General features: G+C 43.7%; 24 protein-coding genes and 1 tRNA gene. 9 read left to right on the top strand and 16 right to left on the bottom strand.

Translation table 11 applies throughout. The annotated features are described in order from the left end of the window. Positions 1 to 70: 70 nt before the first annotated feature. Positions 71 to 1,144 (top strand): Gfo/Idh/MocA family protein, encoded by a 1,074-nt coding sequence (locus IM456_RS04595; RefSeq protein ID WP_061433117.1) that lies wholly within the window; start codon positions 71 to 73, stop codon positions 1,142 to 1,144. 51 nt (positions 1,145 to 1,195) lie between these two features. Here the strand turns inward: IM456_RS04595 and IM456_RS04590 are convergent, their stop codons facing one another. Then, entirely contained in the window at positions 1,196 to 1,531 is a 336-nt protein-coding gene (locus tag IM456_RS04590) for an excalibur calcium-binding domain-containing protein (RefSeq protein ID WP_012265359.1), read from the bottom strand. A 137-nt stretch (positions 1,532 to 1,668) separates the two neighbouring features. Between IM456_RS04590 and IM456_RS04585 the strand changes: the two genes are divergently transcribed. Next, a complete protein-coding gene (locus IM456_RS04585; RefSeq protein ID WP_004266827.1) occupies positions 1,669 to 1,920 on the top strand; it encodes an AbrB/MazE/SpoVT family DNA-binding domain-containing protein in 252 nt (83 codons plus the stop codon). Positions 1,921 to 2,079: 159 nt separating this feature from the next. On the opposite strand, the gene IM456_RS04580 is transcribed toward IM456_RS04585, so the two are convergent. After that, on the bottom strand, positions 2,080 to 2,292 hold the full coding sequence (locus IM456_RS04580; RefSeq protein ID WP_002766476.1) for a hypothetical protein: 213 nt from the start codon (positions 2,290 to 2,292) through the stop codon (positions 2,080 to 2,082). A 189-nt stretch (positions 2,293 to 2,481) separates the two neighbouring features. Further along, positions 2,482 to 3,786, bottom strand: a complete 1,305-nt coding sequence (gene hisD / locus IM456_RS04575; protein ID WP_287693998.1) for a histidinol dehydrogenase — start codon at positions 3,784 to 3,786, stop codon at positions 2,482 to 2,484. A gap of 255 nt (positions 3,787 to 4,041) precedes the next feature. On the opposite strand from hisD, the gene IM456_RS04570 reads away from it, so the two are divergent. After that, a complete protein-coding gene (locus IM456_RS04570) occupies positions 4,042 to 4,728 on the top strand; it encodes a hypothetical protein (protein ID WP_149986144.1) in 687 nt (228 codons plus the stop codon). A gap of 163 nt (positions 4,729 to 4,891) precedes the next feature. On the opposite strand, the gene metH is transcribed toward IM456_RS04570, so the two are convergent. From metH to IM456_RS04545, 5 genes are all read right to left on the bottom strand, one after another. Beyond that, positions 4,892 to 8,455: a methionine synthase gene (metH, locus tag IM456_RS04565; protein ID WP_287693995.1), complete on the bottom strand. Its 3,564-nt coding sequence runs from the start codon at positions 8,453 to 8,455 to the stop codon at positions 4,892 to 4,894. 243 nt (positions 8,456 to 8,698) lie between these two features. Further along, positions 8,699 to 9,865 (bottom strand): SpoIID/LytB domain-containing protein, encoded by a 1,167-nt coding sequence (locus IM456_RS04560; RefSeq protein WP_149987749.1) that lies wholly within the window; start codon positions 9,863 to 9,865, stop codon positions 8,699 to 8,701. 308 nt (positions 9,866 to 10,173) lie between these two features. Next, positions 10,174 to 10,794, bottom strand: a complete 621-nt coding sequence (locus IM456_RS04555) for a type I restriction endonuclease (protein ID WP_287693992.1) — start codon at positions 10,792 to 10,794, stop codon at positions 10,174 to 10,176. A 236-nt stretch (positions 10,795 to 11,030) separates the two neighbouring features. Further along, positions 11,031 to 11,393 carry a DUF5615 family PIN-like protein gene (locus IM456_RS04550; RefSeq protein WP_002798845.1) on the bottom strand — a complete coding sequence of 121 codons (363 nt, stop codon included), beginning with the start codon at positions 11,391 to 11,393 and terminating at the stop codon, positions 11,031 to 11,033. Continuing rightward, positions 11,371 to 11,721 carry a DUF433 domain-containing protein gene (locus tag IM456_RS04545; RefSeq protein WP_287693990.1) on the bottom strand — a complete coding sequence of 117 codons (351 nt, stop codon included), beginning with the start codon at positions 11,719 to 11,721 and terminating at the stop codon, positions 11,371 to 11,373. Before IM456_RS04545 ends, IM456_RS04550 begins: the two co-directional genes overlap by 23 nt. Before the next feature lie 320 nt (positions 11,722 to 12,041). Here IM456_RS04545 and IM456_RS04540 point away from each other — a divergent pair, with 320 nt between their 5' ends. The 3 genes from IM456_RS04540 to IM456_RS04530 all read left to right on the top strand — a co-directional run bounded on the left by IM456_RS04540 (position 12,042) and on the right by IM456_RS04530 (position 13,369). Beyond that, entirely contained in the window at positions 12,042 to 12,350 is a 309-nt protein-coding gene (locus IM456_RS04540) for a hypothetical protein (protein ID WP_002798843.1), read from the top strand. Positions 12,351 to 12,455: 105 nt separating this feature from the next. Next, complete coding sequence (locus tag IM456_RS04535; RefSeq protein WP_287693987.1) at positions 12,456 to 12,899, top strand: toll/interleukin-1 receptor domain-containing protein; 444 nt, start codon at positions 12,456 to 12,458, stop codon at positions 12,897 to 12,899. A gap of 56 nt (positions 12,900 to 12,955) precedes the next feature. Then, on the top strand, positions 12,956 to 13,369 hold the full coding sequence (locus tag IM456_RS04530) for a toll/interleukin-1 receptor domain-containing protein (protein WP_287693985.1): 414 nt from the start codon (positions 12,956 to 12,958) through the stop codon (positions 13,367 to 13,369). A gap of 125 nt (positions 13,370 to 13,494) precedes the next feature. Here the strand turns inward: IM456_RS04530 and IM456_RS04525 are convergent, their stop codons facing one another. Together IM456_RS04525 and IM456_RS04520 are read right to left on the bottom strand one after the other, a co-directional pair. After that, complete coding sequence (locus IM456_RS04525; RefSeq protein ID WP_002736855.1) at positions 13,495 to 13,728, bottom strand: DUF2283 domain-containing protein; 234 nt, start codon at positions 13,726 to 13,728, stop codon at positions 13,495 to 13,497. 416 nt (positions 13,729 to 14,144) lie between these two features. After that, complete coding sequence (locus tag IM456_RS04520; protein WP_287693982.1) at positions 14,145 to 17,447, bottom strand: CHAT domain-containing tetratricopeptide repeat protein; 3,303 nt, start codon at positions 17,445 to 17,447, stop codon at positions 14,145 to 14,147. An 83-nt stretch (positions 17,448 to 17,530) separates the two neighbouring features. On the opposite strand from IM456_RS04520, the gene IM456_RS04515 reads away from it, so the two are divergent. Together IM456_RS04515 and mrdA are read left to right on the top strand one after the other, a co-directional pair. Beyond that, complete coding sequence (locus IM456_RS04515; protein WP_287693980.1) at positions 17,531 to 18,640, top strand: S-(hydroxymethyl)glutathione dehydrogenase/class III alcohol dehydrogenase; 1,110 nt, start codon at positions 17,531 to 17,533, stop codon at positions 18,638 to 18,640. Positions 18,641 to 19,196: 556 nt separating this feature from the next. Further along, the gene (gene mrdA, locus IM456_RS04510) at positions 19,197 to 21,071 is read left to right on the top strand and encodes a penicillin-binding protein 2 (protein WP_287693978.1); all 1,875 of its coding nucleotides are present in this window, start codon (positions 19,197 to 19,199) and stop codon (positions 21,069 to 21,071) included. On the opposite strand, the gene IM456_RS04505 is transcribed toward mrdA, so the two are convergent. From IM456_RS04505 to IM456_RS04480, 6 genes are all read right to left on the bottom strand, one after another. Beyond that, positions 21,068 to 21,874, bottom strand: coding sequence for a radical SAM protein (locus IM456_RS04505; protein ID WP_287693976.1), 807 nt, complete (start codon positions 21,872 to 21,874; stop codon positions 21,068 to 21,070). The two genes, mrdA and IM456_RS04505, sit on opposite strands and share 4 nt — an antisense overlap. 19 nt (positions 21,875 to 21,893) lie before the next feature. After that, positions 21,894 to 21,985 (bottom strand) — tRNA-Ser (locus tag IM456_RS04500). A gap of 61 nt (positions 21,986 to 22,046) precedes the next feature. Continuing rightward, entirely contained in the window at positions 22,047 to 22,766 is a 720-nt protein-coding gene (locus IM456_RS04495) for a DevA family ABC transporter ATP-binding protein (protein ID WP_287693974.1), read from the bottom strand. Positions 22,767 to 22,784: 18 nt separating this feature from the next. Beyond that, positions 22,785 to 23,957 carry an ABC transporter permease DevC gene (gene devC / locus IM456_RS04490; protein ID WP_287693972.1) on the bottom strand — a complete coding sequence of 391 codons (1,173 nt, stop codon included), beginning with the start codon at positions 23,955 to 23,957 and terminating at the stop codon, positions 22,785 to 22,787. Positions 23,958 to 23,964: 7 nt separating this feature from the next. Then, complete coding sequence (locus IM456_RS04485) at positions 23,965 to 25,248, bottom strand: ABC exporter membrane fusion protein (protein WP_287693970.1); 1,284 nt, start codon at positions 25,246 to 25,248, stop codon at positions 23,965 to 23,967. Between the two features lie 31 nt (positions 25,249 to 25,279). After that, positions 25,280 to 25,852, bottom strand: a complete 573-nt coding sequence (locus IM456_RS04480; RefSeq protein WP_287693968.1) for a TetR/AcrR family transcriptional regulator — start codon at positions 25,850 to 25,852, stop codon at positions 25,280 to 25,282. A 135-nt stretch (positions 25,853 to 25,987) separates the two neighbouring features. Between IM456_RS04480 and IM456_RS04475 the strand changes: the two genes are divergently transcribed. Further along, a complete protein-coding gene (locus tag IM456_RS04475) occupies positions 25,988 to 26,278 on the top strand; it encodes a DUF2288 domain-containing protein (protein WP_061433104.1) in 291 nt (96 codons plus the stop codon). Positions 26,279 to 26,421 lie beyond the last annotated feature (143 nt).

The following is a 26,421-nucleotide window of genomic DNA, read 5'->3' as shown; positions in this document are numbered from 1 at the left end:
AATCGACAAAATCAGCTTGATTAATCTAATCAAGTGGTGTGGGGAGTGTGAACACAGGAGTCTAAAATTCATGTCCAATCAACCAGTAAACTTTCCGGGTAACAGAAATCAACTCAAACCGATTAAAGTCGGGATTATCGGGGTCGGTAACATGGGACAACACCATAGTCGCATCCTGAGTTTATTAAAAGACGTGGAATTCGTCGGGGTGGCCGATGTCAACGTCGAAAAGGGACTGGAAACTGCCAGTAAATACCGAGTCCGTTTTTTTGAAAATTATTTAGATCTCTTACCTAGGGTAGATGCGGTTTGTATCGCTGTCCCCACGCGGTTACACCATCGAGTCGGGATGGACTGTCTGCAAGGGGGAGTACATACCTTGATCGAGAAACCGATCGCCGCTAGTATTAGTGAAGCGGAATCTTTAGTCAATGCGGCAGCCGATCACGATTGTATTCTGCAAGTGGGTCATATCGAGCGTTTTAATCCCGCTTTCCAAGAGTTATCGAAGGTCTTGAAAACCGAGGAGATTTTAGCGATTGAATCCCATCGCATGAGTCCCTATTCCCAACGCGCTAATGATGTGTCGGTGGTGTTAGATTTAATGATCCACGATATAGATTTAATTTTAGAATTAGTCTCCGCTCCCGTGGTGAAATTAACCGCTAGTGGTAGTCGCGCTGCCACTGATTCCGGTTATCTCGATTATGTCACTGCAACCCTTGGTTTTAGTAATGGAGTAGTGGCTAATTTAACCGCTAGTAAGGTGACTCATCGCAAGATTCGCCGTTTAGCAGCCCACTGTAAAAATTCTCTCACGGAAGCGGATTTTCTCAATAATGAAATCCTCATTCACCGGCAAACCACCGCTAACTATAGCACCGATTACGGTCAAGTTCTCTACCGTCAAGATGGTTTAATTGAAAAAGTTTATACCAGCAATATTGAACCTCTACACGCGGAATTAGAACATTTTGTTCATTGTGTGCGCGGTGGGGACCAACCTTCTGTCGGTGGGGAACAAGCTTTAAAAGCTTTACGATTAGCTAGTTTAATCGAACAAATTGCCCTTGATGGTCGCGTTTGGCAACAATCGGACTGGAATTATCAATATCTTAATTCTCCCGTGATTACTGCTTCTTGATTGTTTCTACCCCGATTCTTTAAATGAGAGAATTGGGGTGAGGAACCAAAATTAGTTATTTTGAGAACTTTCCAAACATTTTTCTGAGGATTTTTTTCCACACCATTGACTTTCACAGGGAACTCCATCACCGTCTCCATCCATTTTGACATTGGGGCAATTTCTCAAGAAAAAAGTCGCTTCTGCACAGGAGGTCATCTGGGAACAGTGAGTTCTACCATCGCACCGAAACTGTGGAGAAGGACTAGGTTTTTTCTGGGGAGTGGGACGATTATTGTTGTTAGCTACGGCTAAATTATTGAGGGTTTGATTGCCAGAAATTGGTGATTTTATTGATATTTGTTCGCTCAGAAAACCCAGAATTAAAATAACAATTACTTTTTTCATAAAATGCTTGCCTGATTCTCTGCTCTTATCATAGTACCAGATAGGATACAGGATAATAAATCAGAGTTATTCCCAGGTAAACGTTTGGGGGGGTCAAGCAGCCAGTGGCACTGAATCTTCCGATTATTTGTTAGTATATGCAGAAAAACACCATGAAAATTAGCCCTAACGGACAAATCACTATTCCCCCTGATATTCAAGAAAAGCTTGGGTTGTTACCCGGTACAGAAATCCAGCTGGAAGTGATTGGGGATATCTTGCAAATTCGCAAGCCTAGAACCCTAAGCCGGGGAAAGCAACTGATTGCCGCTATCCGTGGCAAAGCAACTAGCCGTCTAACAACCAACGACATCATGCAAGCGACCCGTGATACTAAATCCGGTTATTAAAGACTGATTATTTATTCCCCCTTTGCCTCTTGCATGAGGAGAAAACGGGTTTCTCCGAGAAACCCGTTTTCTGTGCGTTACTCAACAGATTTAATGACTCTAATAACTAAATCAGGCTTGAGTCTTCTTAGTTGAGTCCCATGGAGAGGATCAACATTTTCATCTAAGAGATATTTCAGACTCATTTACTTGTTTGACTGCTTTTCTTTGTTGCCTTAACTTTCTTAATTTTTCCGCAACAGGAGGAGGATTTTGTTTTTGTATTTCTCTCATTCTTTCTCCATGTTCAATCCATTCGGTTAAATAATTGGTTATTTTTTCTTGCTCATGCAAATAGTACAAAATTGTTGCATAAACTTGTTCTAAGCTCAAAGATGAGTAAGTTTTGGCAATTTCTTCAGGTGTTTTAAGTAGGGAGGCACAATTATTTGTAGGATGGGTTAGCGGTAGCGTAACCCATGCGGGCGTTGGGTTTCATGCTTCAACCCAACCTACGTTCTGAATTTAAAAAATAAGCTTGCCTACATATCTAAGTTATTCCCCGTTTCCTATTCCCCCTATTTAGAGTAAAATTTCCCTGTGTTGAATTGCTAATTTATGGGCGGGAAAACCTTCGTACTCGGCTAAAGTTTTCGTGGTTTCTTTTAACTTTTCAAAGCCTTCAGGGGTGACATAAGCCAAAGTAGAGCGCTTGAGAAAATCATAAACCGAAACCGCCGAATAGGAACGGGCAAAACTTCCTGTCGGCAGCACAGCATTGACTCCGATGGCGTAGGTAGCCATAGAGGAAGGAGTATGATTTCCCAGGAGAATTTCGCCAGCATTTTTAATCTTGCCCAGAATGGCAAAAGGATTACTAACTAAAACCTCTAGATGTTCCGGGGCGTACTCATTGACAAAATCGAGGGATTGCTGCAAACTATCGGTTAAAATTATGCCCCCATAGGTGGCTAAACCCGCCTCACAGAATTCCCGTCGCCAATCCGGGAGTTTTTGCAGGTATTCCTGTGCATATTCACTAGCAGCGATCGCCAAATCTTCACAGTGGGTGACTAATAAAGCCGCCGAATCCGCCCCGTGTTCCGCTTCAATTAATAAATCCAAGGCCGCTAAACGGGCATCGCTGGACTCATCGGCCAAAACTATCGACTCACTTGGACCTGCCGGCAAACCCACATCCACAGTACCGAACAGTAACCGCTTGGCCGCCGCCCCATAGACGCTGCACGGACCGGTAATTTTGTCAACCCTTTTGATATTTTTTGTTCCCAAAGCCAAAGCGGCGATCGCTTGTACGCCCCCTAATTTATAAATTTCTCTGACTCCAGCCATCTGCGCCGCCACCAGAGAAACGGGTTCCACGTTGCCCTGTTTATCGGGGGGAGTGCAAACGACAACTCTTTCCACTCCTGCCACCATTGCCGGGATGGCTAACATTAACATCATCGAGGGAAAAGCACCGCGGCCCCGGGGAACGTATAAACCCACATTGGGGATAGGAGAGATTTTTTCGCCGGCAAAGACACCGGTTTCAATTTCTGCCAGGAGTGTTTCTTCCGGCATTTGGCGACGATGTACCTCTTGAATATTCCGGAAAGCCTGTTCAATGGCAGTTTTTACTTCCGGTTCAATTAACTGAAAAGCCCGCTCAAATTCTGCCTCGCTGACTTTGATATTTTCTACCGTCGCACCTTCGTAGTCAAAACGCCGCACATAGTCCACAACGCCGGCATCCCCCCGTTCGCGGATGGTTTCTATGACCGTTTGAGCGACTTTGAGGGCGTTATCAATATCTAACTCGGCTCTTTTCTGAAGTTTTGCCCGTTCTGCGCTACTTAATTGCGAAAGTTTTAATATTCTAACCACTATTGCTGCTCCTACTGCCCCCCGTCCTCTCAAGAATAACGGGGAATCTGAATCTTTATTTTTATTGTAACCTTTGGGGGAGTGCCGGCTTTTCAGTGATCAGTAAACAGTAACCAGTAATCAGTGAACTGAAAACTCACATCTGATAACTGATAACAAAGGCCGAATCTAAAACCTAATTTGTTAAGCTAAAAGCTTTATTGCCAGATTCTTTCTCTTGCCTCTTGCCGACCGCCCCCTGCCTCCTTGGGTATAATGCAGATCATGTTTAAGCTCTCTTGCTGTTCTGTAAATGCGATCGCTCTTGGTTTATTATGGGGGGCGATTAGTCCGGTGTGGGCAGAAACGGATTTAGACTTAGACCCGAAAATTCGACAAGAAAGCCCGGTTTTAGAGCGTTGGTTAGAAAAAATACCCGATATCGCCGAAGATATTCGCCGCGATCCTAGTTTTCGCACTCGTATCCGCTTGGGATATGCAGAGTTTCCTTCTAGCGATAATTCCAGTGGCGTGATTTTGGGGGTAGAAGATGTGTTTTTCGGTCAAACCAGTTTAACCCTAAGCGGCGATTATCAGACGGCTTTTAACGGCAAAAGGACGGCAATAGGAGCAAATTTACAATACTATCTCCTCCCTTTGGGTGATTATGTCAATCTGGCTCCCATGGTGGGCTATCGTTACATTCAGACAGGAAATTACAGCACCGATGGGCTTAACTTAGGATTAAAGCTCAAATTAGCCCTTTCTCGCACGGGGGCGGCAGATATCACCGTCAGTCAGAGTTTTATCTCACCGGGGGGTGCTAACGAGGTGGGATTGACTACTCTTTCGGTTGGTTATGCGATTACCTCTAATTTACGTTTAGCCGCCGATATTCAAGCCCAAAATTCCCGCGCCCGTAAAGATAGCTCCCTAGGAATTTTACTGGAATGGCTGCCCTAATTGGGGTTTGCGGCAAAAAGTTTTTCCTGGGTGTGGGGTGTGGGGTGTGGGGTGTGGGGTGTGGGGTGTGGGGTGTGGGGTTTTACCGATAAAAACTCACACCTGATAACTGAATCACTGATAACTGATAACTGATAACTGATAACTGATAACTGTTCACTGATTAGGTACTAAAGTATTTAGCGGTGGGGTGATAGGTGATAATGGCGGTGGTGGATTGTTCTGGGTACAATTGTTCGCTTTCGTCCATAGACATCCCAATGCGATCGCATCCTAACAGAGCTAGTTGCTTGTATTGATCCTGAATATTGGGACAAGCGGGATAGCCGAAACTATAGCGAGAACCCTGGTAACGCTGTTGTAGTATATCGCGGATATTATCAGGATCGAACTCGGCGAAACCTAACTCGCGACGGATGCGGGTGTGGGTCCATTCGGCCATGGCTTCGGCGGTTTGGACAGCCATGCCGTGATAATAGAGGTATTCGGTGTATTGGTTGGCATCAAAGAGAGATTTAGCGTATTCCGTGGCGATTTCCCCCACTGTCACCGCTTGCATCGGGAAAACGTCGATGATACCGGATTCCTGCGGGGCGAAAAAGTCAGCAATACAAAGACGACGAGCGGATTTCTGGCGAGGAAACTCAAAAATGGCGATCGGTTGCAGATTTTCGGGTTTTTCGCCCGCTTGTATCGATTCGGGATCGTAAATTAACAGGGAATTACCGGACGACTGACAGGGAAAATAACCATAAATTAATGTGGGGTTTAGTAAATTTTCCTTGACAATTTTCTCTTTCCATGCTGCTAGAATTGGATGAACTTTTTCCTGTAAAAACTGGTCGTATTCCTGCTTCGATTGGCTTTTTGGTTTGCGGAATTGCCATTGACCGACAAATAAAGCTTGTAGGTCTAAATACCAGAAAACCTCCTCGATGGGAATTTCTGCTGCTGTTAATATTTTAGTACCCCAGAAGGGCGGTGTTGGTCGGGGAATATTAACTTCCACCGCTTCCGAACGACGGGTATCAATAACTAATTCTTGGTTGACGCTGCCATCGGTAAAAATAGTATCGGGATTAACCTTTAATTCTTCGGCAACAACCGGGCTTTTTTCTGTCTCGGCACACTCCGCTAAAAAGCCTTTACTATCATCCCATTGACCCCCAGCTTTAGCGGGCATTAATTTATCCATAAAATGCAGGTCAGAGAAGGCATCTTTACCATAGATAACCTGTCCCTTGTAGGTTTTTTGACAGTCATCATGGACAAATTTGGGAGTTAAAGCTGCCCCGCCAAGGATAACGGGAACGGTGATTCCTTTTTCGTTAAAAACCTCCAGATTTTCCTTCATAAAAGCCGTTGATTTCACCAATAAACCGCTCATAGCGATACAATCGGCTTTATGTTCTTGGTAGGCTTCGATGATATTTTCTACGGGTTGTTTAATGCCCAAATTAATCACCTTATAGCCGTTATTGGTCAAGATAATATCAACTAAATTTTTACCAATATCGTGAACATCCCCTTTAACTGTTGCGATAATAAAAGTCCCTTTGGCATTATTATCCCCCTCTTTTTTCTCCATAAATGGTTCTAAAAAGGCAACGGCTGCTTTCATAGTTTGGGCAGATTGGAGAACAAAAGGTAACTGCATTTGTCCCGAACCAAATAACTCACCCACTACCTTCATCCCATCCAAGAGGAAAATATTAATAATATCTAGGGGTGGATAGTCCTGTAAAGCTTGATTCAAAGCGTCTTCCAGTCCCAATCTTTCCCCATCAATAATATGCTGTTTTAATCGTTCCTCCACGGGTAAATTAGCATTACTAGAGGGGTCTTTTTTAGTAGTTTTCCCCGCAAATAATTCGGTTAATTTGGTCAGGGGATCATAAACACATATATCGCCATCAAAACGACGATTATCATAGATTAAATCCCGACAAACTTGCTGATATTCTGGTTCAATTTTTGCCAGAGGAAGAATTTTATTAGCGCTGACGATTGCCCCATCCATCCCCACCTGCATCGCTTCGTTGAGGAAGACGGAATTTAATACCTGACGCGCTGCCGGATTCAAGCCAAAGGAGATATTAGACACACCTAAAAGAATGTGACATTCTGGCAATTCTTGGCGAATTCGGCCCATTGCTTCGATAGTAGCCTTGCCATTTTCTCGGTCTTCTTCGATACCGGTAGAAATCGGTAAAGCTAAAGGATCAAAAAAGATTTCGTAGGGAGGAATTCCGTATTCTATCGCCGCATAATAGGCCCGTTTAGCTATCTGGAATTTTTTCTCGGCAGTGCGTCCCATTCCTTCTTCATCAATGGTTCCAATTACTACCCCCGCGCCGTATTTTTTCGCTAAATCCAAGACTTGATAAAAACGCGGTTCCCCGTCTTCGTAGTTAGTAGAGTTGAGGATACATTTACCCCCCGCTACTTTTAACCCCGCTTCCATTTTTTCCCATTCGGTGGAATCTAACATTAAAGGTAGGGTGACATTATTAACTAAACGAGAGGCTAATTGGTGCATATCGCGCACCCCATCCCGGCCCACATAATCGACGTTGACATCGAGAATATGCGCCCCTTCTTTTACCTGCGCTTTCGCCATAGATACTAAACTATCCCAGTCTTCAGCATTGAGAAGTTCCCGACATTTTTTAGAACCACTGGCGTTTAATTTTTCCCCGACAATAAGGAAAGAATTATCTTGAATATAGGGTTGGGTACTATAAATAGAAGCGGCGGAGGGTTCATAATGATAATGACGAGATTTCGGAGTTAAACCTTGACTTAGTTCCGCTAAAGCTTGAATATGGTCGGGACGAGTACCACAACAACCGCCGATAATTTGTACTCCCAAATCTTCGATAAAGTGCATTAAAGCCATTTTTAATTCTACGGGAGTGAGGCGATAGTGCGCTTGACCGCCGACATTTTCCGGTAAACCAGCGTTAGGAATACAAGAAACAATAAAAGGGGAATTTTCCGAGAGATATTTAATATGGGGTTTCATTAAATCAGGACCAGTGGCGCAGTTAAGTCCCAAAATATCGATTTTATAGGGTTGTAAAATAGAGACAACGGCGTTAATTTCCGTTCCTACTAACATCGTTCCCATGGTTTCCATCGTCACCGAAACCATGAGGGGCAATCGTTGACCTTTTTGCTGAAATACTTCTTCAATAGCATTTAAAGCCGCTTTAATTTGCAGGACATCCTGACAGGTTTCTACTAATAATAAATCTGCCCCGCCATCGTACAGACCCTCTACCTGTTCCACATAGGCATTTTTGAGCGTATCAAAGTCAATATGACCCAAAGTGGGCAGTTTTGTCCCCGGCCCCATGGAACCCGCCACAAAACGGGGTTTTTCGGGGGTAGAGTATTTATTAGCGCAAGCCTTGGCCAGTTCGGCGGCGGTTTTGTTGAGATAATAGGCTTGATCGGCTAAATCGTACTCGGCTAAAACTATCGAGGTTCCCCCAAAGGTGTCGGTTTCAATCACATCCGCACCCACTGCTAAAAAGGCTTCGTGGACTTTGGCTACGGCGCTAGGTTTAGTATGGACAAGATACTCGTTACAACCTTCGTATTCTGCCCCACCAAAGTCCTCGGCCGTCAGATTTTGGCTTTGTAGGGAAGTTCCCATCGCCCCATCAAAGACGAGGACGGGATGCTTGGGGCCGTTGAGGTAGTCGAGAAAGGGGCTATTCATAGAGAGATTTACTGCTATAGCATTTTGAAAGTTTATTGTAATACGGTTACTAGAAATCTGCTATGGTCGGCATTTCAGTGATCAGTGATCAGTTATCAGTTATCAGTGATCAGATTTGAGTTTTCAGTTATCAACTAGAAGAAACAGGTCGGCAAGCTGTTGGGAATTTTAGTACAAATGCTCAACTATTTCTCCCTGCTATAGTCAACAGCCTAGCACCAGCGATCGAGAAAGCCAATCAATCTAATTTTGTAGAACTAGACGGGCTAAACCAACTCCGGGATAATAATTACCGAGAATTTGTTGATAATCTAGGCCTTTTTCCGCTAATTTATAAGCCCCAGTTTGACTCATACCGCGACCACCGTGGGCCCAAGCGACAATTTCATCGGTGGCGGCATAAAGAGACTCGACTACACCCCCTTTATAGCTGAGAATCTGCCCGGCAGTGGCATTAACCGCTTGGTGAGTCGATTGATACTCCGAGCGAATGCCTTTATATACCTGCCAGCGTTGGCTATTGCCCAGATGAAACCAAGCATTAGCGGGGCGGATCATGTGTACTAGGGCATAGGAACGAGCGGCGATCGCCTGTGCCTTTAAAGCGTGCATTGGCGCAGTGGAGTGCATTTCACTACCCACCACACTATAGAGATAGGCCTCTAAATTAACATGATTGACCACTAACAAGCGATCGCCTTGGGCAATAAGGAGGATTTTGCCCCGATACCAACTATCATCCACATAAACTAAACCATCGGCACTGGTGGGCTGCACAAAAATCACCTCTGGCAGCGATAAATCGCCCATTTTTAAGCCATTGGCACCTGGAATGACCGGTAAACCCTCGTTAGTGGCAATCGTTTTTAAACCACGACCTTGGCGATCAGTGATCACCGCCGGCCCGTTAACTCCAATCAAAACACTGGCCACATCCCTTTTAATCGCCACGCGAATTTCTAGGACCGGCGGCGTATAATTAGCGGGAACCGCTAAAGGTTGTCTAGTCACTGGTTTGGCAGCAGCAGCGGGGGAAGTATTAGGGGAAGTATTAGGGGAAGTTTGAACCGATGGCGCTAATTTTTTCGGCGCTGAGAGGGAAGACTGAGGAGAGGGTGCTGATTTTGGAATCGCAGAAGATTGGGGAGAGGGGGATAGTTTCGGCGATGGCGCGGTTAAGGGGGCGATCGGAGATGGGATAATAGGAGCAGGGGAGGCAGCAGTTTCTAGATTTGCCTGCGCTTGCGGGGTTTCTGGTTTTTCCTTGGCTAAATAAGTTAAGAGAATTGGCGTAAAAGTGGCGATCGACAACAAAGGAACGGCACAATGACGCAGCAGGGAAAAATAGGTACTAGCAGCAAATTTCACTTTAATCACACCATCTTTAATTTTCTTATCTAACTTTATCATTCCCCTCTCAGGCCGGGCAATTCTAGAGAAAAAATCTCGTATTCTTGAGCTTGTCAGGACAAATAAGGCTGAAATAGTCAAGAAAAGCCGAAAAAATCCTGATAATTTTTATTTATGCCTCTGATTTGTTCCTTTCAGAGCAAATTATACAACAGAGGGAAATAGGAGAGTAATGATTCTGTAGGTACTGATTAAGTAGGTAGGCGTTAAAAATCATCAGATACCCCCCTTATCAAGGGGGGATTAAGGGTGGATCGAACCTAAAATCCATTTTTAATTTAATTGTAACCAGCTACTTATCTCCATACTCAAATTAGTTGACAGAGATGTTTAAGGATTTTGAGAACCTCATATAAATCCCCCGGATTTCTCATGGCAAATAAACGAGAGGTTCCGTATAAAGGTTTACCGTCCCATAATAATTTAACAAATAAAAACTCGGAACCATTGGTCAACATTCCATAATTAGGACGGTTGGGATGAGGATTGACCATTAAATAAGCTAATAATTGCGGTAAACCTACTTCAACGGAATAAATAACCCGTTTTGATTCAATAATCATTACCCATAATTGCTCTTTTAGAATTAAAGTATCTAACCTTCCTTTAATTATTAAATCTTGATCTTCTGTAATAATTTCAACGGACTCTTCTGCTTTAATCTGAAAGGGAAATAGATAAAAGTTACCAATAAATAATAATGGGTCTAAAACCGTCATCCTCACCGAAGTTTCCAAAAAGGGAGGATAATTTAATAAGTTAAAATAACCTGTTTTGATTTTATCTAACAATTCTTTTTCTTGTTCAGAGATTGCTTCTAAGTCTTGCTGCCATTCCCCAAAAAAATGCTCATCTTCTATAAACTCTAGTTGAAAATGATTAATTAAATCTCTGAGAGTGACTTCTTTTGCTTGTAAAATTTGAACCATATTTACCACCTTAATTAAGACTTACGTTAACTGAATTGATAGCCGCAAACACGCACCCTGCGCCCAAACAATCCCTACTCCCAAAACCCATCCTAACCCTCCAGCAAACCCCGCACCTCCTCAATCCCAATCCTCAAAATATCAGTCACAGCAACGAAAATATCCTCATCAAACCGGGTTCGTAGCGATCGTGAATTGGGATTCTTAGTTATTTTAATAAGATTATTTCAATTTGATCAGGTTAACGGTAAATGAATAATTTGGTTTTCATATTCATTGTCAAAAGAGCCTTTAGCAATTACAATTAATTCTAACAAATTATCACCAACACTTAAATCTTGATTGAGAATAAAAATTCCAGGAACATGACGATTTTGCCTGAAGTGAGCTATTAAATGAACGGGCATAGAGGCACGATTATTTGTCACTAAAATAAAACCCATTACCTCACACCAAATCAAAATTTCTGGATCTAATGTACCTAATTTTGGTGTATCTGGTTCACCAACTACTCGAACAATGATTTCTGGTTCTCGGCGACGCAATTGTTGAGGATACACCGAATTAACATTTTCATCAATTAAATATTTCAGTGTCATTAGCTTGCTGTTTGGCTGTTATTTCAGCTTTCAATTTTCTCAGTCGTTCAACCGAAGGCGGAGGATTTTTTTGCTGTTCTTCTCGCATTTTTCTTCCCCATTCTAGCCAGTCGGTGATGTATTGACTCACTTTTTCTTTTTCATGAAGATAATAAAGAATCGTCGCATATACCTGTTCTAGGGTTAAAGACGGATAAGTATTGGCAATTTCTTCGGGAGTTCTCGCTTGGTAAATAAAATCGTATAAAATGGTTTCAATACCGACGCGGGTTCCTTTTAGCCGAATATCGTTAGGAGCAAGAAAATTAAAATAGTCTTCGAGTTGCATGAGTTACCCTAATTGAAGATTCAAACTTAACTTTATTTTTTAAGTAAAATTGTTATCTTAATTATACTTGATCGTTGCCGAATAGTGCGATCACATTGGATTCTTAATTATTGACCTCTCCCCTGAACCCTATCCTACAAGGAAAGGGGAGAGAATTTAGCGAAGAGAGTGCAACTACAAACTGGGTTTGTTGTCAAGGCTCTCGCCCGAACAAGTTTAACCTGTTTTCTTTAGATAGTGAGGAGCTAAATGGACATAACCCTATTGCCCAAATTGGGTAACTTATCTAGAATAAGTATATGAAGAGAGGAGGAGACGTGATGGAGTATCAGAATTTTTCGCTCATTAAAGAAGATATTCAGGCTGATGCTTGCGGACGGATTAGCCTTGGGACTGAATGTAGCAACCGTCACTATCGAATACTGATGAATGCAAGCGGGGAGCTTCTTTTGGTTCCCATGGTGGCGATTCTGGGGGGAGAACTATGGGCTTTTCAGAATCCTAGGGTCCGCGAGTCGCTCAAACGGGGACTCGCAGAAGCCCGCACAGGAAATTTCGCTGAAGAAACAGTCGATTTAGGCGCTATGCTTAAGTTAGCTGAATCTATTCCTGATGAAGTCGAGGAGTAAATGAGTTTCTCTAGCGACTAAAAACGCTATACTCTTAGTAAATTGTCAGCAGATTATGAATAAATCAGTTGAATTAATTTAAATATCGAGGAAGCTAGAAAGAATATGAAAGTTTTTATTAGTCATGCCTTTACTGAGGCTAAGTTAGCTAAGAGAGTTGCTGATTCTCTCAAAGAAGATGGCTTTCAAGTTTGGGATGCTGCTGAAATGTTACCCGGGGAAAACTGGGCTAATAACATAGGTAAAGCCTTACAAGAATCTGAAGCAATGATAGTCTTATTAACACCAGAATCACTAAAGTCTTTTAATGTTGTTTCTGATATTAGTTACGCAATTGGACAAGAAAAGTATCAAGGTCGTATCATTCCTGTTATTGTCTCTTCCTCAGATAATTCAAACCTAGAACATATTCCTTGGATTCTCAAAAAATTTCCAATGATTTTCGTCCCTAATCTTGAACAAGACAATCAAGAATTGAAAGAAATTACACAGGCACTTAAAAATACGACAAGCTCCGACGGACTGACTCATGAGATACACCACTTTTAGATTTGGCTTGTCTCATCCCAAGCTATGCTTTGTCTAATTTTAACTATAGGTATGAGATGATTCCCCAAGAAGCTTTTCTTTCCCATTCTAGCAAAAATCGAGAGTTTGTCTCTCATTTGGCCAATGAATTACGCCGTCATGGAGTTCCCGTTTGGTATAGTGAAACTAATATTTTAGGCGCACAGCAATGGCATGATGAAATTGGGAAAGCTTTGAGGCGATGTGATTGGTTTATTATCGTTCTCTCTCCTGATGCGGTCGATTCTATGTGGGTAAAGCGAGAACTAATTTTTACTTTACAAGATCAGCGTTTTGAAGATAAAATTTTGCCAATTCTCTATCAACCTTGTGAATATACAAAACTTTCTTGGGTCTTACCTAGCTTCCAAATTATTAATTTTAATGATAATTTTGAAGAAGGATGCCGAGATTTGCTTCGTGTCTTTGGCGTGGGTTATATCTATATCTAGTGGTGGTTTGTAGCGTAACAAACCAATATGTGATCTGGTAATTGATCGATATGTTGATGGAGTTGTTGACGAATATTTGCAGACATAAGCTAAGTTGTTTTAATGATTTACTCAATCTGATTACACTAAACTGCCAAGCGGAGATTGGCGATGAGTGGAAGTTGGAGTTCGTTGTTTTCTTGTAGTCTTTGGGAGAAAAAAAGGATTTCTAGGTTTTCTATTTCTTCGGTTTTTGGGTTGACTCTCACGATAATATCATCTCCTAATTCTTCGGATTCTTGTTCGGTATAGGGAGCGCATTTGTTAATATAGAGAATGTCTCCAGTGGGGTCATATTTAATAATTAGGTTTGCTGCCATTCGGCTCTTCTAGGTTCTGTGTGATAAGTTTAACTTACTATATGATCGATCGATCTTTGTGTCCTTTGTGTCTCTGTGGTTCGTTCCACTCCCTCGCTAGGAGGAATGTATCTTAGAATACATTTTACCCACCAAATCCAAGAGAGCCGCCATTCGATTTGTCCTCCTTTTATAGCGCTACGCGCAAGTCAGAAATCAAAAGTACAACCTGAGAGGGTTTCGGAGATTGTAAATATCCTAACAGCCTTGGCGGTTGTCATAATTATACTAACCTCAAGCCTCAAAGGAATTACTCAACAGCTTCATCGCCGAACACTTCGAGATCCCAAGACAAACCAATATTTCCCCCGTAGGGGCGCAATGCTTGCGCTCAAACAATGATTGCGCTCAAACAATCCCTGCGCCCAAAACCCATTCTAACCCTCCAGCAAACCCCGCACCTCCTCAACCCCAATCCCCAAAACAGAAGCAATACCGACAACAATCTCCTCATCTTGCGTTTGCCGATAAAGAGCAACAAGACAAGGCAAAGAAACGGTTTGTATCTTGTAATTATCGTTAAATTCTGCCCAAATTTGTAAGGCTTGCAGGTAATAACTTTTGGCTTGGCTCAATTCCCCAACTCCTTCCGCTACCATTCCCAACTCGTGCAGGGTTCCGGCTTGCTCATAGCGGGCGCTTTGCGTGCCTCCGGCAGCGCCATATTCAATGTAGATCTCAATAGCTTGCTGGTAGTAGCTTCGGGCTTGCTCCCATTCCCTCAATTCTGCCGCTACCACTCCCAAATTGTGCAGGGTGCTGGCTTGGGAGTAGCGATCGCCATATTCAATGCAGATCTCAATAGCCTGCTGGTAGTAGCTTCGTGCTTGCTTCCATTCCCTCAATTCTTGCGCTACGGCTCCCAACTGGTGCAGGGTGGTGGCAATAGCAAGTTGCTTTTCTCTTTCGTTTATAAACCTCAGTTGATCAAGACTGTGCAAGGATTTTTGATAGTTAGTTTTTGCTAATTCATACTGCTTTAACACTAGATAAGACGATGCTAGTCTATCAAATGCCATTGCCATCTCATTGCCTAGTTCCCCCTCTAAAAAATTTGCAGGGTAATTTTCCAATCGCTCACAGACATATTTTGCTAATTTTAGCCTATCTTGAGATTGATTTGTTGATTTGAAGTATTGTTCTAGACAGAAAAATATTCCGATGTCTTCTTGTTTGTCTAGGCACATCTCAAGAGCATTGTATAGATTTTCATAATCCTTCTGACAGAAAAATTTACCTTGAGCCTGTTCTTCTGGATTTCTGGATTCTAGCTGCTGCTTATAATGTCTTGATAATTCTAGATAGAGTTGTTTAAATCCTTCTTGTAAATCTTCATATAGAGAGTTACTTTCTTCTTTAAGTTTAGTTTTTAAGAAGAAGGATAAAACGGGTTGGGTATTGAGCAAGTGAGGATTTCTTGCATCAATTGGCGCAAGCAGTCCCCAACTAATGGCCTCTTGAATTGCCTGTCCAAACTGGTCGAAAGGATAATGACAAAAAGAGTCAAATTTTTGCAATTTTTTCGCATAGTAAGGGATAATATCTAAATATATAAACCCACTAAAAGGCGCTAAACAGAGTAACAACTTCTGCGCCTCCTCCGACAAATTACTGTGGGAATATTCCACACATTTGATGATATTATTAGTCTTATTCTCATCCCCCACATCAGCTAACTCCGCCAACTGTAACCCTTGCCAAATCTCCTCCGGTGACTGTCGCTTCAGATTCGCTAATACCACTTCCATCGCCAACGGATATCCCGCCAACAACTTCATCAAGCGCTTAAAATAATCATCCTTTTTAATCGCATTTTTCCGACTCTTCGCCTGACGTTCTAAAATTCTCTCCGCTAATTCAGTTCTCGACTCTTGGTCTAATCCTTGTAAGGGATAGATATTCTCCTTAAAAGTCCTGCGTTGCAGCCAAGTTTCCTCACTGCGAGAACCCAAAATCACCTTCGTTTTTCCCCCGACCAAATTCTTGAGAAATTCGGCGATTGCTTCCCTCTCATTCTCCGGTAAAGTATTCTGAATTGCTAACGGTTGTCCCGTCACCGACTCCAGATTATCTAAAATGAGAATATACGCCTCACTGCGGAGTTTTTGCTCTAGTTTCTTTACCCGCGCTTTCAGGTTCATCGCTTGGAAACTCGCCTGTTCAAAGCGATTATAAATTCCCTGACCGATTTCATGGACAATCTGTTCTAAAGTCCAAGCTTTTCTATCATAACCAAAATAGAAAATATGGGTCGCCCAGTTGGTTTTCTGCCACCATTCTCGTAGATAATTGAGTAAGGTAGTTTTTCCTGTCCCTCCCATTCCTTTGAGTAAAAGGATATTATGTTTCAGCAGCGCCTTTTCCATCTTGAGAATCTCCAAATCCCTTCCCACAAAGCCGTATTCTGGTAAAGGAAAGACATATTGATTGCCGATATGTTCCCAGTATTTTTCCTCCTCTTCTGGAGTAAATGGACGCAAATTGAGATTAATTTTACCGCGACAATAAATCACCGGTAATAACCAATCTTCTAAATCTATTCTCGTGTTATAATAGGCGCGGCGTTGCTTATTATTGAATAACTCTAACCGTCCTTTTCGCATCGCTTCCGTTAGGTCTTTTCCGTTCAATAATTGCTGATAAATTGGTTTCATCATCAACTTAGCTGCAGAAACCGTCACCGAATATCCCATCGCCACCACTGCTTGCATTCCCGCAGTCATCAAACGACTTCCTAAACTGGTTTCCCGATAGTCTTCTGATTCCTGGGAAATTTGCTTTGCTGACTGACAAGCATTGAGAATACAAATAGGGATATTTTTCCCAGTGAGTAAATTCGCTAATTCCGTCGCTTCTACCGGAGTCGCTTGACCTTTTTCTTCTCCTTCCAGAAACAGAAAAGCTTTTACTCCCTCATATTCTGCTAAATCCTCCAGTCCCCATCCCCTTTGATAGCGCCAAGAGTCCCCGTGAACCTGTCTTTGGTACTGTTCATATTCCATTAATCCGCCATGAACATCGAAATGAATAACATGATAGTATCCTTCTCCCTTCTCATCCAGATGTCTGGTTAGTGATTCATAAGTTCCGGGACGCAATATATCAATTTTTACCGGTATTTCACTACTATTTACCAGTTCTACCAAAGGACGGGAAATCGTGCGATAGTTAACATCAGATTCCTCATTAGGACGCGCAATCACCACCAGAAGATTGATAGTAGGATAAGTGGCCATTTGCACCGGGACAACTGTAGCCCCTCGACGCTGGCGGGAGATGATACAATCTATAGAAAAGGGACGCGGTAAATCAGGATCTTTCAGCGCTTCCCAATGTAAAGCTTGAAATTCTGGCGACTGACTTTCGATGATAATTTGCAGTTGACTTAACTGCTTTCGTAAGTCTCGATATTCCCCATAAGCATTTAAATTACTCTGGAAAACCTGTTTAAATAGGTTTTCGCCATAGTTTTGGACGCTGTTGGCGGCTTTTTGCGCTTTATCCGTGTCTAGCGTCGGAAATACTAACCATTCCTCAAAGTACCATTCTAGTTGTTTTTCTTCTTGGTTAGTAAAGGGGTCAGTAACCGTAATTGGGTAGCTGTTACCGCTATCAAAATTGAGAGTAGCAGTAAAGCCACCATCGTTAATTCCTTCTTCGCGGATGGTGAGGACTAACATAGAGATAAGTTTAGAATTGTTCTATTACAACTCTTCAGCAGTTTAACGGTATTATACTGGGAAAAACTTATTGCTTTTAGCCTATGGATGTTCGAGCGGCAGTTGCCCTAGAAGCGGGAAAACCCCTAACTATTGAAACGGTACAATTAGCAGCACCGCAAGCGGGGGAAGTGTTAGTAGAAATCAAAGCCACGGGAGTTTGTCACACCGATGCCTATACTCTCTCTGGGGCCGATCCTGAAGGCTTATTTCCCTCAATTTTAGGCCATGAAGGGGCCGGAATCGTGGTAGAAGTGGGAAAAGGTGTCACTAGCCTAAAAGTGGGGGATCATGTTATTCCCCTATACATTCCCGAATGTCGTCAGTGCGAGTACTGTCTCAGCTTTAAAACCAATCTCTGTCAAGCAATTCGTCTTACCCAAGGTCGGGGAGTAATGCCGGATGGAACCAGTCGTTTTTCCCTCGATGGTCAGCCGCTTTATCACTACATGGGAACCTCGACTTTTGCTAACTATACCGTACTGCCGGAGATTTCTCTAGCTAAGATTCGCCCCGATGCTCCCTTTGAAAAAGTCTGTTATATCGGCTGCGGAGTCACTACAGGTATCGGTGCGGTGATTAATACCGCTAAAGTGGAACCGGGGGCAAAAGTGGTGGTTTTTGGTCTGGGAGGTATCGGTTTAAACGTTATTCAAGGGGCCCGTTTGGTGGGAGCCGATATGATTGTCGGGGTCGATATCAATCCCCAGAAACAAGCTTTAGCGACCAAATTCGGGATGACTCATTTTGTTAATCCCCAAGAAATCGAGGGGGATTTAGTGGCCTATCTGGTGGATTTAACTAAGGGTGGGGCCGATTATAGTTTTGAGTGTATCGGCAATGTCCAGATTATGCGTCAAGCTTTGGAATGTTGCCATAAAGGTTGGGGTGTTGCCACTATTATCGGTGTAGCCGGGGCCGGCCAAGAAATTAGTACCCGTCCTTTTCAATTAGTCACCGGACGCGTCTGGAAAGGTACGGCTTTTGGTGGAGCGAGAGGCCGTACAGATGTACCAAAAATAGTCGATTGGTACATGGAGGGCAAGATTAACATTGATGATTTAATCACCCACGTTCTACCTCTGGCAAGGATTAACGAGGCCTTTGACCTGATGCGACAAGGGGATTCTATCCGCAGTGTGATTACATTTTGAACAGGGATAATGTTAAATTGGGTTAAGAAATACTTCACAAACTTTTAACTATATGTATGCGCCAGTTTCCAGGCTCTCTTTAACTTACTATAGAAGCGATCAATCTTTGTGTCCTCTGTGTCTGGAGTGGTTCCTTCCACTCCCAGTATTTACTCCGATTTTGTTAAGATATATTGCGGATACCCTGAACTTTAGTAAAGAGAGGAGCTAAATCACCTAGTATTGCGTCCTTTTCAGTAAGCAGTAACCAGTGACCAGTGAGAAGACATCAGGAAAGTGCTATTTAAAACTACTCACTTAGAACTCAAATCTGATAACTGATGACTGATGACTGATGGCTGATAACCGCCCTAATAACTTTTAAATTTTATAAGTATCTAAGCACAATTATTACACATCTAAGCCACTACTCCGTCAGACTTCTGATGTGAGGAAACAGTGAACTGAAAACTCAAATCCGATCCCTAATAGCTGTATCCCGTCTCCTGTCTCCTGTCTCGGAGTCTCCTGTCTCGACTAGGAAATTAATTTTGCACGACTACTTAACTTTAAGCAAATGCGTAATAGCGGACTCCTATCAAAAACCAAAGTCAAACTGAAACCGAAAAAACCGCTCACCTCGCCGACGCGGCCAGCGCCGAATAAATTACAGAATAAAATCAAAGATAAGGAGCGTCTAGTCGGTCGTCAGCGTCAGTCATGGCTAATTATGGGCTTAATTAGCCTTGTCCTGCTAGGAGGAGTCGGCTCACGATTGGCCTATTTACAACTGCAGCAAGGACAAATTAACCGAGAAAGGGCAGAAAATAACCGGATTCGCATTCTTCCCAAACCCCCAGTCCGGGGCAACTTATTCGATCGCAATGGCAAAGTTTTGGCCACGGCCCGCTTAACCCATGCGGCCTATATTTGGCCCAAATCCCAGCGTAATCCCGCCCAAAAACTCAATCTTGACCGTTTAGCCAGTATTTTAGGCATTCCCAGAAGCGACCTAGAAAAACGCATTAACGAAGCGGACGAAAACCCCTCCACCCTGATCCGCATCGCTAGGGGTTTAACTCCAGGCCAAATTATCGCCCTAGAGGAATACAAAGACGAATTAACCGGCATTGAAGTGGACGTGGAATCAGTGCGCTACTATCCCAATGGTAAAGTCGGGGCGCATATTCTCGGTTATACGGGGGAACTAACCCCGGAGGAATATCAAGCCAAAAGACCCCAGGGCTACCGATTGGGAGATGTCGTCGGTAAAATGGGTGTAGAAGCCGCCTACGAGTCAAAATTGCGGGGAGAATGGGGAGGAATGCAGTTAGAGGTCAACGGATCGGGACAAGTAATCCAAATTCTCGGCCAAAAAATTGCTAAACCGGGGCAAGATGTCACCCTGACACTAGATTTAAAACTCCAAAAAGCCGCCGAGGCCGCTTTAGGAAAACGCAAAGGTGCGATCGTGGCGATCGATCCCCGGGATGGTTCCGTGCGGGCCATGGTCAGTTATCCTAGTTTTGATCCTAATGTTTTCTCGGCCCCAATTACCACCGCCACTTGGAAAAAACTACAAGCGGAGGGCAACCCGTTTGTTAACCGCGCTCTCCAAGGATTCCCCCCCGCTTCCACCTTTAAAGTCGTCACTGCCACTGCCGGCATGGAATCGGGTAAATTTCCCCCCAATACGGTCTTAAATACCTTTGCCGCCCTTTATGTGGGGGGGACAGCTTTTGGAGAATGGAATCACGCCGGTTTTGGTCCGATCGGTTTTGTCCGGGCCATGGCCATGAGTAGTAACACTTTTCACGGTCAAATTGGTCGCGGAGTGGGGGGGCCGGCTTTAATTGCCATGGCTCGGCGCTACGGTTTCGGTCAGAAAACCGGGATAGAATTAGCGGAAGAAACTCCGGGGTTAATTGCCGATCGCGATTGGAAACTGCGTAATTTTAAAAACTGGGATTGGTCCGTAGGGGATACGATTAATATGTCGATCGGTCAAGGATTTACCCTAGCGACTCCCCTACAGGTAGCTGTGATGTTTGCTGTCCCCGCTAACGGTGGTTTTTTGGTGAAACCGCACCTTTTACAGGATGCCCGCGATGTTAAGGAATGGCGAAAATCTTTGAACATGAAACCTAGCACCCTAGACACCCTGAGAAAGTCCCTGAGAGCCGTGGTAGCGGAAGGAACGGGGCGGGCCCTATCGGACCCCGCTTTACCGCCTGTAGCGGGCAAAAGCGGCACGGCAGAAGCACCTCCGGGGAAGTCCCACGCTTGGTTTGGAGCTTTCGCACCCTTTAATAAGCCCGAAATTGTCGTGGTCGCCTTTGCGGAACATTCCGGCGGTGGTGGTGGTAAAGTGGCCGCACCTATGGTACGTCAGGTAATGGAGGCTTATTTTAATGTGAAGCCGAAAGAAGAAAAACCCCGGCCGAAGCCTTAGAGACCTGTGGCGGTAAGTGGCACACAGCGTACGGTAATTCCCGTGGCCGTGGCCATTTTTTGCGCCCAAATTGCCAATATTTCAGCGTTTACGGGTTTGAGAATTTGCATTCCGTCGGCAGCGGTGAGGGGATTATTACCGCGGGTTTCTAATTGTCTTTGTCTGGCCCGGGGACGGGTCGGGGTGTTAAGCTGAATTTCATCCGGTTGTAGCTGTTGCATCAAATCGATATACTGGTCTTGCTCTTGGGGCGACCAAGAGGACAGCACCATGGTTTGAATTGCTAGTTTTCCCGACCATTCTTGGCGAAATTGTCTTAATCCCGACCAACAACTCTGCCAATCCAGGCCGGGGACTGGACGGTTAACCCGTCGCCATTGGGACTCGGAAACAGCATCGATTTTAGCGGCGACGATATCAGCTTTGCTCAAGTCTTGACGCACTTGGGCATCTCCCAAAAGGGTACTATTGGTTAAGACCGCCACCGGCCGCCTGGTCATTTCCTTGACGGTAGCCAGTATTTCCCCTAAATTGAGGGCGAGGGTGGGTTCCCCGCTACCACTGAGAGTGACTATATCCACGTCCCAAGGAGCAAAAGCCCTTAAATCCCTGCTAATTTGTTCGCTGGTGATAAAAATTTTTCGTTGCTCGGTTTTTTGCTCAATTTCTCCTAACTGACAGTAGGCACAGTTAAAGGAACAGGTGGAAACTAAACCAATCGGATCAATGCCCAGAGAGCTGCCGAAGCGCCAAGAGGCAACCGGACCATATACGGAGCAGAAATAATCCTGGCGAGCAGTCATCGAACCTACCCAAAAAATACGGAGAGGGAGGGATTCGAACCCTCGGTACGGTCTTACGATTCGTACAACAGATTAGCAATCTGCCGCATTCGACCACTCTGCCACCTCTCCAAGATGACATTATTTTACTCTAACATGAAAGGCCGATTTTTGGCAAGTAATTTTTGGGCAGTTAATCCCCTAAACGACCATCCTCCATATTGACAATGCGATCGGCGATGTCGAGAATCCGGTTATCGTGGGTGACAAGTAAAATCGTGCAACCTTGTTCTTTTGCCAATTTCTGCATGATTTCCACCACATCGCGCCCGGATTGTTTATCTAAGGCCGCGGTCGGTTCATCGGCGAGGACTAATTTGGGATGACTGACGAGGGCGCGAGCGATCGCAACCCGTTGTTTTTGTCCCCCTGATAGATCGTGGGGATAATAATCAACGCGGTTGCCTAAACCCACTGACTCCAGAATTGCCGCCGCTTTTTGATCGAGATCTTGTTCTAAAAACTCCTCGTGCAGTTCCAAAGACATCCTAACGTTTTGTTTCGCTGTGAGGAATTTTAGTAAATTATGTGCTTGAAAAATATAGCCAATTTGTCGGCGAATTTTCAGCATTTTGCCCTTACCAATTCCTAACATTTCTTGGCCGAGAATTTTTAAACTGCCCGCTTGTGCCGATCGCAAACCTCCCATTAAACTCAATAAAGTAGTTTTCCCCGATCCCGAAGGACCAGTCATAATCACTACTTCCCCCGCTTTAATTTCCAGATCGATATCGTATAAAACCTGTTTTCTTAATTCCCCCGTGCCAAAATAGTGATTTAAGCCTTTAATGGCAATTACGGGTTCATTAGGGCTAAAATCGACTAATTCTCGCTCTTGTTGAAAAATCTGCATTATTTCACCCTTGATAGCTTAAAAAATATCGGCTGGATCTGCTGTCCTTAATTTGCCCATAGCGACAATTCCAGAGGCAATACACATAATAATTGTTAGGATTAAAACTTCGATCGCCCTAGCGGTAGTCATCACTATGGGTAGAAGTGTAGCGGAGGAAGCGAGATTATAAACACCGAGAGAGACGATAAACCCCGGTATATACCCCAAAACCGCTAGTAATAAAGCCTCTTGCATCAAAACCCCGACTAAATACCAATCACCGTAACCCATAGCTTTTAGGGTAGCGTATTCGGGTAAGTGATCGGTGACATCGGAATAGAGAATCTGATAGACAATGACGATACCGACGATAAAACCGACTACTGTACCTAAACCAAAGATAAAACCAATCGCTGTACCATTTGCCCAATAGGTTTTTTCCCTTTCAGCAAATTCTTTTAAAGTAAGGACTATTACTTCATTTTTAGGGAAAAGTGCCTGTAAATTGACCTTAAATGCCTCGATATTTGCCCCCGGTTGCAGTTTCACCAGTCCTATATCGATTTCGTGGGGTTGACGTTCGGGAAATAGCCTTAAAAAGGTAGAATCACTGGTAATGACGTTACTATCGGCAGCAAAGGAGGCACCAAGGGTAAAAATTCCCGCTACCTGTACCTCTTTTTTATTTAACTGAACTGTCAAATCGGGGTTTTTCTGGAGTAAATCGGCAATTGGACCGAATTCTGGTCTTCCTGCTTGATCGTATAAGACGCGATTTAACATCTTTAGATCACTGGATTTTTGATTGACTTCTGGGAGGGTAAAAACCCGTTGACTGGGATCAAAACCAAAGACTAAAGTAGTTCTTTCTAGGGCAGTTTCGGGATTGCGCCACTGGGCCGAAGCAATATAAACTGAGGCTAAGGATTGAATACCCTCGACTCTTTTAGCTTGGTACAAGCGATCGCGTGAGAAACTTTTTACCGCAAAGAGGGTATCGAATTGGGGATTAATCAGGACTAAATCCGCATCGAGAACATAATGGGGTTTAACGGAAGCATCAAATAAGGCATCCCGAAACCCCAACTGTGTAAAAATTAGGAAGTCAGCAAAAGCAATCCCGGCAATAGCTACAATCAAACGGGTTTTCTCTCGCGTCACCTGTAACCAAGATAGGGGCGTTTTTTTGAATAGATGGGTTAGTTTCATGGAAAACCTACTCATTGATAGCTACAGTTACTTGGGAATTGGTTAAACCTGCCACTTTTTCACTGTTTTCGCGATCTAAGGCAATACGGACAGAGATAACTTTGCGATCAAAGTTTTCTCCTGGTTGATTGCTGAAGATATTTTGTTGGTCAACTTTTAAAGCAATTAAGCGCACTTTTCCGCTAACTTCGCCCGTAAACGCCGATCCGGTAATCGTGGCAGTTTGTCCCTCGCGAATTTTCCCGATATCGCTTTGATAGATTTCGGCAATTACTTCCATGCGCTCGGTTTCAGCGAGGTCAACAATTCCTTGATCGCTGATTTGTTCCCCGATACGGGTATTGACTTTAATCACTTTGCCGGTAATTGGCGATCGAATATAAGCCTGATTTAACTCAGTTTGAGCCTTTTTAACGGCAACTAGGGCAGCATTTACCTCCGCTTGGGCTGCCTGTACATCGACTCCCCGCACTTCCGAGACTTGATTTAAAGTGGATCTGGCCTCTTTGATCTGCTGTTGACCGGTGGATTCAATCCGGGCTAGGGTAGTCTTGGCTTCTTGTATCTGTTGTTTACCGGTGCTTTCAATTCTCTCTAGGGTAACTTTTGCTTCTGTTAGTTGTTGATTACTGGTTTCTAAATTTAGTCTTTTACTATCAAAACTAGAGGCGGAAATTGCCCCTTCTTGATAGAGTTTTTCGTAGCGATCGAATTCAGCTTTGGCATTGCGATATTCTGCTTCTAATTTGCCAATTGTCGCTTTTTGGGCAGCCCTATCCCCTTCTAATTGCGCTGTTAATCTTTGGATAGTTGTCCGTTGGTTTGCTTGATCCCCTACCCATTGTGCTTCGATTTTTCGCACGTTAGCGGCATTAGCATCGATTTCGCCGACTTTTGCCCCAGCTTTCACCTGTTCTAGCTTGGATGCGGCTACTTTCACCTGTTCTTGTGCCTGTCGCAGGTTATCCTCTAATCTTTCCTGACTTTCGAGAATGGCGATTATTTGTCCCGTTTTGACGCTATCTCCTTCATCGACTAATAATTGTATGACTCGATCGGAATCAAGCAACATCGGGGCAGATATGCTGATAATTTCTGTCCTCGGTTCAATTCTGCCTAAAGCGGTGATTTTTTGCGGTGCGGGCGGCGCAACTACAGGGGTTTTGGTTTCGGGTTTGGGGGCGACTTGGGAAAGACTATAAAAGGTGGTTATTCCTAATAATCCTGTGCCTAATACTATTAACCCGATTATTAACTTTTGATTTGGTTTCACAAAAGTTTTACCTTTCATAATTTTTTAGTTAATAAGTAATTGTTGGTGGTTAACAGTTTTTCTGCAAATAAGTAGTAATAATTTTACCTAATAATTCCATTTGTTCATCGATCACAATCTGTTCATTGCACCACAGGCGCTCTAATATCAGTCCATTAATAACGCTGACAACTAACCAAGCTACACTCGGATCGCTAATACCTAAAATCTCGATTACTGCCTGATGATAGCGGCGATCAACGCGCTCAAAAAATTGACTACGACGCAGTTCTTCTCGTCCTTGGTATTGAGAATAATCAATCCATAAGAATAATTGCTTGATGCAGGAATCCTCGCGATTAGTCATAAATTTTCCGAGAATTTTTAGCTTTTCTATCAGGGTTTTTCCTCGATCGATCTCGGCTTTAGCTAATAAAACATCCTCTCGGCACATCTCCTCGACTAATTGCTCGAAAAGTGCCGCTTTACTGGGAAAGTAGTGGTATAGCGTTCCCGTGGACACTCCCAATCCTTGCGCTAATTCTCTCGTCGTCATGTTAGCATAGCCTTTCTCGGCAAAGAGTTCGGCACTTTTTAAGAGGAGTTCTTTTCGGTATTGTTCTACGTCTACTATCTTAGGCATAAATTTAATATCGAACGTTCGTTATATTTTAGCTTAACATTACTATAAATGGGGAAATCGGTCGTCCCTTTGCCTGTATGCTAGAAGAAGGGGATAATTCGTTATTGAGCGAGCTTTTTCGCAAGGATTGACAGTATGGGTAATATTCACGAGCAGTTATTAGAGGAATTAGCCGAAGTGGAGTGGAGTGACTTAATCCCCCATGCTCAAAGGGATGCGCTGATCGTGGTTTCCGATTCCCTCAATTTAATCGAAGTGGCAGAAGCGATCGCCAGTGATCAGGTTGCTCAAGTGCAGAATTGGATCGGGGAAAAACTACTAGAAAAACCGACACAGGAGCAATTAAGCGATTGGAATTCCCATCCCGATAACCTTTTTAATACACTAATCGTGCAACCTTTTGTGTTAATTCAGAGCATAGCTTAGATAAAACCAAACCCCCCAATCTTGTGGGATTGAGGGGTAGGAAAGAATAATCCTGGCATCGAGCTATTGTCCCGGTCGGCAACCCGACAAGTATCTTGGCCACGGTGAAGTTTCACAACCGAGTTCGGGATGGAATCGGAGTG

The organism is Microcystis sp. M079S1 (assembly GCF_020246425.1).
GTDB classification, from domain to species: Bacteria; Cyanobacteriota; Cyanobacteriia; order Cyanobacteriales; family Microcystaceae; genus Microcystis; species Microcystis aeruginosa.
This window is presented reverse-complemented; position numbering and strand designations above follow the sequence as displayed.

Excerpts from the sequence above, each read along its gene's own strand:
- IM456_RS04475 (WP_061433104.1), top strand. The coding sequence starts at position 25,988 with ATGGGTAATATTCACGAGCAGTTATTAGAGGAATTAGCCGAAGTGGAG.
- IM456_RS04515 (WP_287693980.1), top strand. The coding sequence starts at position 17,531 with ATGGATGTTCGAGCGGCAGTTGCCCTAGAAGCGGGAAAACCCCTAACT.
- IM456_RS04595 (WP_061433117.1), top strand. The coding sequence starts at position 71 with ATGTCCAATCAACCAGTAAACTTTCCGGGTAACAGAAATCAACTCAAA.
- IM456_RS04555 (WP_287693992.1), bottom strand. The coding sequence starts at position 10,794 with ATGGTTCAAATTTTACAAGCAAAAGAAGTCACTCTCAGAGATTTAATT.
- IM456_RS04505 (WP_287693976.1), bottom strand. The coding sequence starts at position 21,874 with ATGACTGCTCGCCAGGATTATTTCTGCTCCGTATATGGTCCGGTTGCC.
- IM456_RS04485 (WP_287693970.1), bottom strand. The coding sequence starts at position 25,248 with ATGAAAGGTAAAACTTTTGTGAAACCAAATCAAAAGTTAATAATCGGG.
- IM456_RS04545 (WP_287693990.1), bottom strand. The coding sequence starts at position 11,721 with ATGCAACTCGAAGACTATTTTAATTTTCTTGCTCCTAACGATATTCGG.
- IM456_RS04540 (WP_002798843.1), top strand. The coding sequence starts at position 12,042 with ATGGAGTATCAGAATTTTTCGCTCATTAAAGAAGATATTCAGGCTGAT.
- mrdA (WP_287693978.1), top strand. The coding sequence starts at position 19,197 with ATGCGTAATAGCGGACTCCTATCAAAAACCAAAGTCAAACTGAAACCG.
- IM456_RS04520 (WP_287693982.1), bottom strand. The coding sequence starts at position 17,447 with ATGTTAGTCCTCACCATCCGCGAAGAAGGAATTAACGATGGTGGCTTT.
- devC (WP_287693972.1), bottom strand. The coding sequence starts at position 23,957 with ATGAAACTAACCCATCTATTCAAAAAAACGCCCCTATCTTGGTTACAG.
- IM456_RS04480 (WP_287693968.1), bottom strand. The coding sequence starts at position 25,852 with ATGCCTAAGATAGTAGACGTAGAACAATACCGAAAAGAACTCCTCTTA.
- IM456_RS04525 (WP_002736855.1), bottom strand. The coding sequence starts at position 13,728 with ATGGCAGCAAACCTAATTATTAAATATGACCCCACTGGAGACATTCTC.
- IM456_RS04585 (WP_004266827.1), top strand. The coding sequence starts at position 1,669 with ATGCAGAAAAACACCATGAAAATTAGCCCTAACGGACAAATCACTATT.
- IM456_RS04590 (WP_012265359.1), bottom strand. The coding sequence starts at position 1,531 with ATGAAAAAAGTAATTGTTATTTTAATTCTGGGTTTTCTGAGCGAACAA.
- IM456_RS04560 (WP_149987749.1), bottom strand. The coding sequence starts at position 9,865 with ATGATAAAGTTAGATAAGAAAATTAAAGATGGTGTGATTAAAGTGAAA.
- IM456_RS04535 (WP_287693987.1), top strand. The coding sequence starts at position 12,456 with ATGAAAGTTTTTATTAGTCATGCCTTTACTGAGGCTAAGTTAGCTAAG.
- IM456_RS04570 (WP_149986144.1), top strand. The coding sequence starts at position 4,042 with ATGCAGATCATGTTTAAGCTCTCTTGCTGTTCTGTAAATGCGATCGCT.
- IM456_RS04530 (WP_287693985.1), top strand. The coding sequence starts at position 12,956 with ATGATTCCCCAAGAAGCTTTTCTTTCCCATTCTAGCAAAAATCGAGAG.
- IM456_RS04550 (WP_002798845.1), bottom strand. The coding sequence starts at position 11,393 with ATGACACTGAAATATTTAATTGATGAAAATGTTAATTCGGTGTATCCT.
- metH (WP_287693995.1), bottom strand. The coding sequence starts at position 8,455 with ATGAATAGCCCCTTTCTCGACTACCTCAACGGCCCCAAGCATCCCGTC.
- IM456_RS04495 (WP_287693974.1), bottom strand. The coding sequence starts at position 22,766 with ATGCAGATTTTTCAACAAGAGCGAGAATTAGTCGATTTTAGCCCTAAT.